Source organism: Chromobacterium sp. Panama, assembly GCF_003052555.1.
Taxonomy (GTDB): Bacteria; Pseudomonadota; Gammaproteobacteria; order Burkholderiales; family Chromobacteriaceae; genus Chromobacterium.
On the sequence record NZ_QARX01000001.1, the window covers coordinates 3,224,264 to 3,237,212 of the forward strand.

At 64.3% G+C, this 12,949-nt stretch carries 11 protein-coding genes and 1 pseudogene; 4 read left to right on the plus strand and 8 right to left on the minus strand.

All coding sequences use genetic code 11. From position 1 onward, the window contains the following. Positions 1-74 precede the first annotated feature (74 nt). The 6 genes and pseudogenes from DB032_RS14570 to infB all read right to left on the minus strand — a co-directional run. A complete protein-coding gene (locus DB032_RS14570; protein WP_146176688.1) occupies positions 75-608 on the minus strand; it encodes an STM3941 family protein in 534 nt (177 codons plus the stop codon). 85 nt (positions 609-693) lie between these two features. Further along, positions 694-2,838, minus strand: coding sequence for a polyribonucleotide nucleotidyltransferase (pnp, locus tag DB032_RS14575; protein ID WP_107800117.1), 2,145 nt, complete (start codon positions 2,836-2,838; stop codon positions 694-696). A gap of 193 nt (positions 2,839-3,031) precedes the next feature. Then, positions 3,032-3,301, minus strand: coding sequence for a 30S ribosomal protein S15 (gene rpsO, locus DB032_RS14580; RefSeq protein ID WP_019104449.1), 270 nt, complete (start codon positions 3,299-3,301; stop codon positions 3,032-3,034). A 121-nt stretch (positions 3,302-3,422) separates the two neighbouring features. Next, the gene (gene truB / locus DB032_RS14585) at positions 3,423-4,346 is read right to left on the minus strand and encodes a tRNA pseudouridine(55) synthase TruB (protein ID WP_107800118.1); all 924 of its coding nucleotides are present in this window, start codon (positions 4,344-4,346) and stop codon (positions 3,423-3,425) included. Next, a complete protein-coding gene (gene rbfA, locus DB032_RS14590) occupies positions 4,343-4,762 on the minus strand; it encodes a 30S ribosome-binding factor RbfA (RefSeq protein WP_107800119.1) in 420 nt (139 codons plus the stop codon). The genes truB and rbfA overlap by 4 nt, the downstream gene beginning before the upstream one ends. Before the next feature lie 210 nt (positions 4,763-4,972). Beyond that, positions 4,973-6,862 (minus strand): annotated as a pseudogene (gene infB / locus DB032_RS14595) (translation initiation factor IF-2); the annotation flags it as partial. 508 nt (positions 6,863-7,370) lie between these two features. Between infB and DB032_RS14600 the strand changes: the two are divergent. Genes DB032_RS14600 through DB032_RS14615 form a run of 4 tightly spaced genes read left to right on the plus strand, consistent with a single transcriptional unit; the run spans position 7,371 to position 10,018 of the window. Continuing rightward, positions 7,371-7,730, plus strand: coding sequence for a hypothetical protein (locus DB032_RS14600; protein WP_107800120.1), 360 nt, complete (start codon positions 7,371-7,373; stop codon positions 7,728-7,730). Further along, positions 7,717-8,703, plus strand: coding sequence for a YncE family protein (locus DB032_RS14605; RefSeq protein ID WP_107800121.1), 987 nt, complete (start codon positions 7,717-7,719; stop codon positions 8,701-8,703). The genes DB032_RS14600 and DB032_RS14605 overlap by 14 nt, the downstream gene beginning before the upstream one ends. Then, entirely contained in the window at positions 8,700-9,218 is a 519-nt protein-coding gene (locus DB032_RS14610; RefSeq protein WP_107800122.1) for an RNA polymerase sigma factor, read from the plus strand. Before DB032_RS14605 ends, DB032_RS14610 begins: the two co-directional genes overlap by 4 nt. Then, positions 9,218-10,018 (plus strand): anti-sigma factor, encoded by an 801-nt coding sequence (locus tag DB032_RS14615; RefSeq protein WP_107800123.1) that lies wholly within the window; start codon positions 9,218-9,220, stop codon positions 10,016-10,018. Before DB032_RS14610 ends, DB032_RS14615 begins: the two co-directional genes overlap by 1 nt. A 67-nt stretch (positions 10,019-10,085) precedes the next feature. On the opposite strand, the gene DB032_RS14620 is transcribed toward DB032_RS14615, so the two are convergent. Beyond that, on the minus strand, positions 10,086-11,486 hold the full coding sequence (locus tag DB032_RS14620) for an L-serine ammonia-lyase (RefSeq protein WP_107800124.1): 1,401 nt from the start codon (positions 11,484-11,486) through the stop codon (positions 10,086-10,088). A gap of 86 nt (positions 11,487-11,572) precedes the next feature. Further along, on the minus strand, positions 11,573-12,862 hold the full coding sequence (locus DB032_RS14625; protein WP_107801908.1) for an HAAAP family serine/threonine permease: 1,290 nt from the start codon (positions 12,860-12,862) through the stop codon (positions 11,573-11,575). Between the last annotated feature and the right edge of the window lie 87 nt (positions 12,863-12,949).

A 12,949-nucleotide genomic window follows, 5' to 3' on the forward strand; every position in this document is an offset into this window, starting at 1 on the left:
GTCAACAGCCCCTGAGAACCAAGCCAAAACACGCCGAGTCGCAAAGCGCTCGGCGTGTGCGGCAATGACTAAGCTCACCCGGCGGGCGCCGAGCCATAGCGTTGATGATAGCGCCCAAGCAACGCGAGCAAATCATCGAAACTCGCCTGCAAGGCGGTGGAGGAAATGGCGATCGGACTGCCATAGCATATGAAATTGAAATGGCTGAATAGCCGCGCCACCGGCCCCAGCCGGCTCAGGTACTTGCCCGGCGCTCTCACCTTGATGATCAAAAACTGCTGACCGCGCCCCGCCGAGACTTCCCAGCCCACGATATCCGTCCATGCGATCAAGCCGACGGCGATCTGGCTGGAATGGTCCGACAGCCCCTGCGCGTTGAACACCAGGGCCGGCTTGCGCTGCAGGCATTGACGCAGGCCTAGCAGGCAGCAAGCGCCGAAGAAGACCATCGCCGCGCCTCCGGCGCCATAACGCCGGACCAGGCTGATATCCGTGTCCGGCGCAGTCCACATCGCATAGCCGACGGCGACAAAAGCCAGGCCGGCGACGATCAGCAACAGCACCTTGCCGCCGCCGAACTCAATACGCGTCTCATCCATCGCGCTCATCTCGCAGTCGTAAAAAACCCCCTGCCATGGCAGGGGGTGATGCTAGCCGGCGGCCGCTCCGCATCGGAGCGGCGCTCTGGCTGGCTTACTGGGTTTTCAGACCGAAGGAATCGGCAGTCGCCTGCGCGGTCTTGGCTTCTTCTTCCAGCAGGGCCTTGATGGACAGGCGGATGCGGCCGCGGTCGTCCATTTCGATGGCCTTGACCTTCACGACCTGGCCTTCTTTCAGATAGTCGGCCACGTTCTTAATGCGCTCGTTGGCGATCTGGGAAATGTGGACCAGACCATCTTTGCCCGGCAGGATGGACACGATGGCGCCGACGTTGTTGTCGAGGATCTTGACCACGGTGCCTTCGTACACCTTGCCCACTTCCACTTCAACGGTAATCTCTTCGATGCGCTTCTTGGCGGCTTCCGCGCCTTCGTTGCTGACCGAAGCGATGGTGATGGTGCCGTCTTCCTCGATATTGATCTCGCAGCCGGTGTCCTTGGTGATGGAGCGGATGGTTTCGCCGCCCTTGCCGATCACTTCGCGGATCTTGTCCGGGTTGATCTTCATCACGTACAGACGCGGAGCGTGAGCGGACAGCTCTTGCGGGCCGTCCACGGCTTCCTTCATCAGACCCAGGATGTGCATGCGGCCTTCTTTGGCCTGATCCAGCGCCACCTGCATGATTTCCTTGGTGATGCCCTGGATCTTGATGTCCATCTGCAGCGCGGTCACGCCTGCGGCGGTACCGGCCACTTTGAAGTCCATGTCGCCCAGGTGATCTTCATCGCCCAGGATGTCGGTCAGCACCGCGAAGCGGTTGCCTTCCAGGATCAGACCCATGGCGATGCCGGCCACGTGCGCCTTCAGCGGCACGCCGGCGGACAGCAGCGACAGGCAGCCGCCGCACACGGAAGCCATCGACGAGGAGCCGTTGGATTCGGTGATTTCCGACACCACACGCATCGAGTAGCCGAATTCCGATTCCGGCGGCAGCACGGCAACCAGCGCGCGCTTGGCCAGGCGGCCGTGGCCGATTTCACGGCGCTTCGGCGGGCCCATGCGGCCGGCTTCGCCGGTGGAGTACGGCGGGAAGTTGTAATGCAGCATGAAGCGCTCGGTGTATTCGCCGGCCAGCGCGTCGATGATCTGCTCGTCCTGCTTGGTGCCCAGCGTGGTCACCACCATGGCTTGGGTTTCGCCGCGGGTGAACAGCGCGGAACCGTGGGTGCGCGGCAGCACGTTGTTGCGGATGCTGATCGGGCGCACGGTGCGGGTGTCGCGACCGTCGATGCGCGCATCGCCGGCCAGGATCTGGCCGCGAACGATTTCAGCTTCCAGGCCCTTGAAGATGCCCTTGATCTCATTGGCCTTCAGGGTGTCGGTGTTTTCGTCGATCAGACCGGCTTTGACCGCGCTCCAGGCTTCGTTGATGGCCACGGTGCGGGCTTGCTTCTGACGCAGGCGGAAGGCGTTGGCCAGTTGCTCGCCGGCGATGGCGCGCACTTGGGCGATCAGCGCTTCATCGGCCACCGGAGCGGCCCAGTCGAACATCACCGGGTTCACTTCGTCGGCCAGTTCGTTGATGGCCTTGATCGCGGCTTGCATCTGCTCGTGACCGAACACCACGGCACCCAGCATCACGGCTTCCGGCAGTTCCTTGGCTTCGGATTCCACCATCAGCACCGCGCGCTCGGTGCCGGCGACCACCAGATCCATTTCGGACGCGGCCAGCTCGGTGCGAGTCGGGTTCAGGATGTATTCGCCATTGGCGTAGCCCACGCGGGCGGCGCCGATCGGGCCGGCGAACGGCAGGCCGGAAATGGCCAGAGCGGCGGAAGCGCCGATCATCGCCGGAACGTCGGAATCCACTTCAGGATTCAGCGACATCACGGTGGCGACGATCTGCACGTCGTGGAAGAAGCCTTCCGGGAACAGCGGGCGGATCGGACGGTCGATCAGGCGGCTGGTCAGCACTTCCTTCTCGGACTGCTTGCCTTCGCGCTTGAAGAAGCCGCCCGGGATCTTGCCGGCGGCGTAGGTGCGCTCCAGGTAGTCCACGGTCAGCGGGAAGAAGTCCTGGCCCGGCTTGACGTTCTTGCCGCCCACCACGGAGACCAGCACGACGGTGTCTTCAACGGAGACGATGACGGAACCAGACGCCTGACGGGCGACTTCGCCGGTTTCCAGGGTGACGGTGTGACGGCCGTACTGGAAAGACTTGGTGATTTTATTGAACACAGGGTTTCCCTATTTCTTTGTGTGTGACAAATAATCGCAAGCCGAAAAAACAACGGGAACCCCTAAAAATTCCGACCAACAGCGCCGATCCGAATTTTTAGAGGCTCCCCCCGTTGTTACAGCAATAATGCTCGCGATCTTGCATGCGGCATGAAAAAGTCGCAGCACGCTGCGACTTTTCCAAAACCCAACCTTACTTGCGCAGGCCCAGGCGAGCGATCAATGCGCGATAGCTATCGGCATCGGTGCGCTTCAGGTAATCCAGCAGACGACGGCGACGGCTTACCAGCTTCAACAGGCCACGACGGCTGTGGTGGTCCTTGGTGTTGGCTTTGAAGTGCGGGGTCAGGTCGTTGATGCGAGCGGTCAACAGAGCCACTTGCACTTCGGACGAACCGGTGTCGCCTTCGCTGCGCTGGAAGTCTTTAACGATGTCTGCTTTTTGAGCGGCGGTCATTGCCATTTGGGGTAACTCCAAATTATCAGTAGGGGTCTTTCAACCCGACAAGTGCAGCGAGCAGCCAAGGCCGAAACCCTCGCAACCCATCAACACTCCGGTAAAGCGGCCTTGCGGCCGTCGGCGTTCAAGACGTCACCGTCTTGCTCGCCAGGAGCCGGATCGGATGCAGGCGACCATCGTCGCGCGCCTCGCCCAGCCCCAAGAATTCCCGGCTTCCCTCGCGGTAAATCCGGAAACGCTGCATTTTCGCACATTTTTCGGTAAAACGCACGGGCTGTCCGTGCATGAATTTACCGGCCTCCTCGGCCGCCAGTTCCGCCTCGGGCAGATGGCGCACCAGGATGTCCGCCGGCAACAGCAAGGCCTCGCGCTGCGGCATTTCCAGCGCTTCGATATCCGCCAGTTGCAAGGCCTCGTCCAGCGAAAAACCGCCGGTGGCGGTGCGGCGCAGGCCGGTCAGATGCGCGCCGCAGCCCAGGGCTTCGCCGATGTCGCAGGCCAGAGTGCGGATATAGGTGCCCTTGCTGCACAGCACGTCGATCACCGCGGTGTCGCCGTCCAGGCTGATCAACTCCAGCTTGCGGATATGCACCCGCCGCGCCTCGCGTTCGATCTCGATGCCGGCGCGCGCGTACTCGTACAAGGGCTTGCCCTGATGCTTGAGCGCCGAATACATCGGCGGCACCTGGGAAATTTCGCCGCGGAAGGCCGCCATCGCCGCCAGCAGGCCGTCGCGGTCGAAAGCCGCCGGACGTTCGGACACCACCTCGCCCTCCACGTCGCCGGTGGTGGTCACCACGCCGAACTTCACCGTGGCGCGGTAGCCCTTGTCCGCGTCCAGCAGATAGGAGGAAAACTTGGTGGCCTCGCCCAGGCAGACCGGCAGCAGGCCGGTGGCCAGCGGGTCCAGCACGCCGGTATGGCCGGCCTTGGCGGCGTTCAGCAGCCAGCGCGCCTTTTGCAGCGCGCCGTTGCTGGAGATGTCGTAAGGCTTGTCGATCAGCAGCACGCCGTCTATCAGGCGGCGATTGCTGCGCGGCTTGCTCATTCCTTGCCCTCGGCGCCGTCCTCGCCGGCCGCGGCTTCCTGGCCGCCGAACTTCTCGGCGTCCTCGCGCGCCACCTGATTGATCAGGCTGGTCATATGCATGCCGCGCTCCACCGATTCGTCGTAGACGAAGTGCAGCTGCGGCGTGGTGAAGATCTTGATGCTGCGGCCCAGCTCGGAGCGCAGATAGCCGGCCGAGCTTTCCAGCGCCTCCTGGGTGGCTTCGCGCGTCTTCTCGTCCATCACGGTGTAGAACACCTTGGCGTGCGAATAGTCGCGGGTCACTTGCACCAGGGTGATGGTGATCCAACCGGCGCGCGGATCTTTCAGGCCCTTGCGGGTCAGTTCCGCCAGTTCGCGCTGAATCTGCTCGGCGATGCGGTCGGAACGGGAGAAACCTTTTTTGGCTTTGGCCATAGCATTTCCAATAAATTGATTAATTAGCCACGGAAGCACACGGAACGGCACGGAAAGCGCGCATCGGCGGCGCGCCCCCTTGTCCACCGAATCAGGCCCCCTCATTCAGCGCCATTCATTCCGTGTACTTCCGTGGCTAATTCAAACAAGAAAAAAGGCGAGCGCCCGCCGACCTCACGGTCAGACCGGCGCCCGCCCTTGGCGTCTCGCTTACAGAGAGCGCGCCACTTCCACGATTTCGAACGCTTCCAGCTGGTCGCCTTCTTGGATGTCGTTGAAGTTTTTCAGCATCAGGCCGCATTCGTAGCCCTGCTTCACTTCCTTCACGTCGTCCTTGAAGCGCTTCAGGGAGTCCAGTTCGCCGGTGTGCACCACCACGTGGTTGCGGATCAGACGGATCGAAGCGGTGCGCTTGATCATGCCGTCGGTCACCATGCAACCCGCGATATTGCCCACCTTGGACACCGGGATCACCTGACGGATTTCCACCGTGCCCAGGATCTGTTCTTTCTTCTCCGGAGCCAGCATGCCGGACAGCGCCGCTTTCACTTCGTCCACCGCATCATAGATGATGTTGTAGTAGCGGATGTCCACGCCTTCGCTCTCCGCCAGCTTGCGGGCGGCGGCATCGGCACGGGTGTTGAAGCCGATCACGATGGCCTTGGAGGCGATCGCCAGGTTGACGTCGGATTCCGAGATGCCGCCCACGCCGGAGTGCAGGATGCCCACGCGCACTTCGTCGGTGGACAGCTTTTGCAAGCTGCCGGCCAGCGCTTCGTAGGAACCTTGCATGTCGGCCTTGATGATGATGGACAGGGTTTGCACCTCGCCCTCCGCCATCTGCGCGAACATATTCTCCAGCTTGGCCGCCTGCTGCTTGGCCAGACGCACGTCGCGGAACTTGCCGGCGCGGAACAGGGCGATTTCACGCGCCTTCTTCTCGTCGGTCAGCACCATCGCGTCTTCGCCGGCTTGCGGCACGTCGGACAGACCCAGGATCTCCACCGGAATCGCCGGACCGGCGGATTCGATGGCCTTGCCGTTTTCGTCCATCATCGCGCGGACGCGGCCGAAGGCGGTGCCGGCCAGTACCACGTCGCCCTTCTTCAGGGTGCCGGATTGAACCAGCAAGGTGGCCACCGGGCCGCGGCCCTTGTCGAGGCGAGCCTCGACGATGATGCCCTTGGCCGGCGCTTCCACCGGAGCCTTCAGCTCCAGCACTTCGGCTTGCAGCAGGATGGCTTCCAGCAGCGCGTCGATGTTCTGGCCCATTTTGGCCGACACTTCGACGAACTGAGTGTCGCCGCCCCAGTCTTCCGGCACCACTTCATGCGATACCAGTTCCTGACGGATGCGCTCGACGTTGGCGCCCTGCTTGTCGATCTTGTTCACCGCCACCACCATCGGCACCTTGGCCGCTTTGGCGTGGTGGATGGCTTCGATGGTTTGCGGCATCACGCCGTCGTCGGCCGCCACCACCAGCACCACGATGTCGGTGGCCTTGGCGCCGCGGGCACGCATCGCGGTAAACGCTTCGTGACCCGGGGTGTCCAGGAAGGTGATCATGCCGCGCGGGGTTTCCACGTGGTAAGCGCCGATGTGCTGAGTAATGCCGCCGGCTTCGCCCGCGGCGACCTTGGCGCGGCGGATGTAGTCCAGCAGCGAGGTCTTGCCGTGGTCGACGTGACCCATCACGGTCACCACCGGGGAGCGCGGCAGTTCCACGACTTCCACCGCGGACTCGGCGCCGCCCAGTTCCAGGTAGGCTTCCGGATCGTCGGCCTGAGCCGCCTTCGGCACGTGACCCATTTCTTCCACCACGATCATCGCGGTTTCCTGGTCCAGCACCTGGTTGATGGTCACCATCATGCCCATCTTCATCAGCGCCTTGATCACCTCGACGGCCTTGACGGCCATCTTGTGCGCCAGATCGGCGACGGAAATGGTTTCCGGCACCAGCACTTCATGCACGATGGGTTCGGTCGGCGCCTGGAAGGCGTGCTGATTGTTCTGCTTGTGACGGTTCTTGCCGCCGCGGGATTTCCAGTCGTTGCCGGCATCGCCGCCCTTGGTCCTCAGACCGCGGCCGCCCTTCTTGCCTTCGTCCCAGCGATCGCCGCCCTTCTTGCCGCCGCCGCCTTTCTTGGCGTCGGGACGGCCGGCCACGGTGGCCGGAACCGCCGGGGCGCCGGGCGCGCCGGCAGCAGCCGGGCGCGGACCGCGGTTATCGCCAGCCGGACGCGGGCCGCGGTTGTCGCCAGCCGGGCGCGGACCACGGTTGTCGCCAGCCGGGCGCGGGCCGCGGTTGTCGCCAGCCGGACGCGGGCCACGGTTGTCGCCAGCCGGGCGCGGGCCGCGGTTGTCGCCAGCCGGACGCGGGCCACGGCCATTCGCACAAAACCGCCGGTTTCCCGGCGGTTTTTTCATGCTTTGGCGGCAGGAATTGAAAAAAACGCGTCGCGGCGGGAATAAAGCGCGCCGTCCGTCCGTATACCCCGTACTGAACGCCGAATGGTCGGCGGTTTCGTCAAGATGGAGCGCCGCGGCGCGCAGGCCTTGAGATGAGGGCCGGCAGTGGCCGCGTGTTCTACAACGGGAGGAGTCTGCGATGAAAGCATGGATGGCGGTGGCGCTGACGGCGCTGAGCATGGGCGCGTTGGCCGGGGAGGCGGCGTCGCGGCGCGACGGCGCGCTGGTGGACGCGCAAGGCATGACGCTGTACGTCTTCGACAAGGATGCGGCCGGCAGCGGCCGCAGCGCGTGCAATCAGGCTTGCGCGGCGCTGTGGCCGCCCTTGCTGGTGGCGGCCGAGGACAGCGCGCCGGAGGGTTTCAGCCGGATCCGCCGCGACGACGGCCAGACGCAGTGGGCGTATCAAGGCAAGCCCTTGTACCGTTTCGCCAAAGACGGCAAGCCGGGCGAGCGCGCCGGCGACGGCTTCAAGGAGGTATGGCATGTGGCGCGTTAAAGCGAGGGCGGCGCTGCTGTTGGCGGCGTTGTCGACACCCTTGGCCTGGGCGCAGGAGCCGGCGGCTTTCGATCCGCAGATCCGCAACAACACCCTGGCGGTCAATCCGGCGGAAACGCTGGCCCTGGCCGGCAACAGCTCCCGCGGCACGCTGCTGGCCTATGACTTGCGCGCAGGCAAGCTGCTGCGCGAACTGCCGGGCTTCGTCACGCCGCGCAATATCGTGTTTTCCCCGGACGGGGAGCGCTTCTACGTCTCCGACAGCAGCAAGGGGGTGGTGGAGCGCTGGCACGCGGGCAGCTGGACGCGGGAAGCCAGCCTGGCGATAGGGCCGGGGGCGTTCGGCACCGCGCTGAACCGGGACGGCAGCCGGCTCTACGTCAATAATCAGGCCGCCGGCAGCCTGACCGTGGTCAATCTGCCGCAATGGAAGGTGGAAAAAGTGCTGACCGGTTTCGCCCAGCCGCGCCAGGGCATCAAGGTATCGCCGGACGGCGGCACCGTGTTCGTCACCAACTTCCTGGGCGACAAGATCACCCTGGTGGACGCGGCCAAGCTGGAGACCCGCGCCGAGGTGGGCGGTTTCGACAAGCTGCGCGCCATCTCCGTCAGCGGCGACGGCCGCAGCGTGTTCGCCGCCAATAGCGGCGCGGATACGCTGTCCTGGGTGGATGTGCCCAGCCGGACCGTGATCAAGACGGTGAAAGTGGGGCAAGAGCCTTACGGCGCGGCCTTGCGGCCGGACGGGCGCTTCCTGTATTCCGGCAACCTCAAGAGCCACTCGCTGACCGTGGTGTCCTTGCCGGCGTTCGAAGCGGTGGGGGAAATCACCGGCTTCAGCGGGCCGCGTCAGGCCATCAGCTTCAGCCGGGACAGCGGCAAGGCTTGGGTACTGAACGAAGACCTGGGCATTGCTGAGGTGGATTTGACGCGTAAGGCCATTGTCCGGGTGCTGGCCCCCGCCGCTGGATGAGCGAGGCCGCCCAACAGCGCTTCCACCGTCTGCTGGTGGATTGCATTCCGCGGCTGAGGCGTTATGCCCGCGCCCTGGTGTTCGATCAGGGCGCGGCGGACGATCTGGTGCAGGACACGCTGGAGCAAGCCTGGCGCAAGTGGCGGCAATGGCGGGAAGACCGCGACTTGCGCCCCTGGCTGTTCGGCATCATGCACCGGCAGCATATCGACGACTTTCGCCGCTACGGCGCCAGGCGGCAGCCGCTGTCGGAGGATATGGCCGAGCTGACGGTGGACGCGCCGCAGGAGCGCGGCCTGGCGCTGCGCGAACTGGCGGCCAATCTGGCCCGGCTGCCGGAGGAGCAGCGCGCCGTGTTGCTGCTGCTGGCGCTGGAGGACATGAGCTATCAGCAGATTGCGGCGACCTTGGACATTCCGCTGGGCACGGTGATGTCGCGGCTGAGCCGGGGGCGCGAACGCTTGCGCGGTTTGATGGAGGCGGGCGCCGCGCCGGCCGCCGGAGGAGGAGTTTGATGGAAACGGTCACGGAACAGGAATTGCAGGCTTATTTGGACGACGCCTTGCCGCTGGAGCGGCGCGCGGCGGTGGAAGCCTATCTGGACAACCACCCGGAGGCGCGGGAACGGCTGCGGGCTTACCGCCGCTTGCAGGAGGATATCGGCGCCTTGTTCGAGCCGGCCTTGCGAGAGCCCGTCCCGCCGCGCCTGCTGGCCGCCGCGTTGCCGCCGCCGGCCCCGTTGCGGCGAGGGTGGCGGGTGCCGTGGTGGCAGGGCGCGGCCGCGTCCGTGCTGATGTTGACCCTGGGCGGCGGCGGCGGCTGGTTGCTGCGCGGTCAGCTGCAAGCGCCGGCTGCGCAGTGGGTGGCGGCGGCGGACGGCCAGGAGCCTTTGCCGCGCTTGGCGGCGATGGCGCATGTGGTGTACAGCCCGGACGTGAAGCGGCCGGTGGAAATCGACGCCGAGCATCAGGACCAGTTGGTGGCCTGGCTGTCCAAACGGCTGCAAAGCCGGGTCAAGCCGCCGCTGTTGAGCGCGCAAGGCTATGAGTTGATCGGCGGCCGGCTGTTGCCGGGCGAACAAGGGCCGGTGGCCCAGTTCATGTACCACAACGCCGCCGGCCAGCGCATGACCTTGTACGTGGCCACCACCGCCGCGCCTCGGCGGGACGCCGGCTTCCGCTTCGCCAGCCAGGGGCCGGTGAACGTGTTTTATTGGTGGGACGGCCGCTTCGCCTACGCCTTGTCGGCCGGCCTGTCGCGGGATGAGCTGGGGAGGTTGGCGGAGGCGGCGCACGGCCAGTTGCGGACCTCCTGAGCCGCAGCGTAAAAAAAACGCCGCCGGTTGGCCCCGGCGGCGTTGTCTTTTGACGGCTGGCCTAAGCTCAGGCCGCGTCGTTCACCCAGCGGATGGCCTGGGTCGGCGCCACCTTGCTCTCGGTCACGATCTGCAGGGCCAGGCCGCCGCAGGAGGTTTCACGGTACTTGGCGTCCATGTCCTTGCCGGTTTCGTACATGGCGGCGATCACCTTGTCCAGCGACACCTTGGGGCTGCTGACGCGGTGCATGGCCATGCGCGCGGCGTTGATAGCCTTGACCGCGGCGATGGCGTTGCGCTCGATGCAGGGAATCTGCACCTGGCCGCCCACCGGGTCGCAAGTCAGGCCCAGGTTGTGCTCCATGGCGATTTCCGCCGCCATGCACACCTGGGACGGGCTGCCGCCCATCAACTCGGTCAGGCCGGCCGCGGCCATGGAACAAGCCACGCCCACCTCGCCCTGACAGCCCACCTCGGCGCCGGAGATCGACGCGTTCAGCTTGAACAGGCAGCCGATGGCGCCGGAAGACAGGAAGAAGCGCAGGCAGCTGTCCTCGTCCAGCGGCTGGATGAAGTGGTTGTAGTAGGCCAGCACCGCCGGCACGATGCCGCAGGCGCCGTTGGTGGGCGCGGTGACCACGCGGCCGCCGGCCGCGTTTTCTTCCGACATCGCCATCGCGTACATATTGACCCAATCCATCACGCTCATCGGGTCCTTGGCCACTTGCAAGGAGCTGGTCAGCATCCGGTGCAGGGCCGGCGCGCGGCGCGGAATCCGCATCGGGCCGGGCAGATTGCCCTCGGTGCGCATGCCGCGGTCAATGCTGGTCTTCATCACATCCCACACTTTGGCGAAATGCTGCTGAACGTCCTTGACCTCATGGAAGGCTTTTTCGTTTTCCATCACCAGCGCGGAAATGGACAGGCCGGTTTCCTCGCACATATCCATCATCTGCTGCGCGCTGAGGAAGTGGTAAGGCACCGGGGTGTCGCTGCAGGAGCTTTGATTGAAATGCTCCTCGTCCACGATGAAGCCGCCGCCGATCGAATAATACGTCTTGGTCAGCACGCACTCGTCGCCGACAAAGGCGTGGATCTGCATGCCGTTTTCGTGCATCGGCAGGTTGGCGGTGTGGAAATCCATGTCGAAGCCCACGCGCTGATGCGTGCGGCCCAGCGTCAGCTGGCGGGTTTTTTCCACATCGGCGATCAGGGCCGGCGTCTGTTCCGGGTCCACGGTGTCCGGCAGATTGCCGGCCAGGCCCAGGATGATGGCGTGGTCGGTGCAATGCCCCTTGCCGGTCAGGGCCAGCGAGCCGTAGCAGTCGACGTGAACATGGGTGACTTGGTTGAAACGGCCGGTTTCCTTGAGCGAGCCCAGGAACTGGTGGCCGGCCTTCATCGGACCGACGGTGTGGGAACTGGAGGGGCCGACGCCGATTTTGTAGATATCAGTCATGCTGAACATGATTGCTTACCTCTTGGCTTGATACTTTGGCTTGATGCTGAGGAGCCCGGCCGGCCGTGACCGGCCGGGCTGTCAGAGAAGGGCGATCAGGCGAACAGATCGTAGAAGATGGCGGAGATGGCGATCAGGCCGATCAGAACCACGAAGATGTTGCTGGCGGCGCCGGAGTATTTCTTCATGGCCGGCACTTTGGCGATGGCGTACATCGGCATCAGGAACAGCAGCATCGCGATGACCGGGCCGCCCAGGGTTTCGATCATGCCCAGGATGCTGGGGTTGAAGGTGGCCACGGCCCAGGTGGTGATGATCATGAACACGGCGGTGAAGCGGTCCAGTTTGGCGGTCTCGATGGATTTGCCGCTCTGGCGCAGTTGCTTGATGATCAGGCCGTTGAAGCCTTCTTTGGCGCCCAGGTAGTGACCCAGGAAGGATTTGCTGATGGCGACGATGGCGATCAGCGGAGCCACCCATTCAATCACCGGGTTGCGGAAGTGGTTGGCGAGGTAGGACAGGATGGAAATGTTCTGCGCCTTGGCGGCGGCCAGGTCGGCCGGGGACAGGCTGAACACGCAGCTGAACACGAAGAACATCACCGACAGCACCATCATGATGTGAGCGCGGATCAGCACGCGGCCGGCGGCCGGTTCAGCGGCGTCGCCATGCAGCTTCTGCTGGTCAACCGAGAAGGACGAAATGATGGGCGAGTGGTTGAAGGAGAACACCATGACCGGGATGGCCAGCCACAGCGTTTTGTAGAACGCGCCGTGGGACAGGGCGTCGCCCAGGCTGCCGGCTTGCTGGATGGCCGAGCTGTTCCATTCCGGAACCAGGTACAGCGCCAGCAGCATCAGGCAGGCGACAAAGGGGTAAACCAGCACGCTCATGGCCTTGACGATCATCTTCTCGCCCAGGCGCACGATGGCCATCAGACCCAGGATCAGGATCAGCGACAGAATGGCGCGCGGCGGAGCGGACACGCCCAGCTGGTTGACCATGAAGGATTGCACGGTGTTGGTGATGGCTACGCTATACACCAACAGAATGGGGTAGATGGCGAAGAAGTAGAGCAGGGTGATCAGCTTGCCCGCGCCCACGCCAAAGTGCTCTTCCACCACCTCGGTGATGTCGGCGCCCGGCTTGGAGCTGGACAGTACGAAACGGGTGAGGCCGCGGTGAGCGAAGAAAGTCAGCGGCAGGGCCAGCAGCGCCATGACGATCAGCGGCCACAGACCGCCAATGCCTGCGTTGATGGGCAGGAACAAGGTGCCGGCGCCAATGGCGGTGCCGTACAGACCCAACATCCAGACGGTATCTTGCTTGGTCCAGGAGGACGAAGCGCCTGATTTGGGCAGGGGGGTGGAAACGGCTTGAGACATGATATTGGCCTTCATTAAAGACAAATGGGGTAATCGTTCTGGCGTGCCGCCCGGCGGCGCGCCGTTTTCATCTCTTGCTAGACTTTT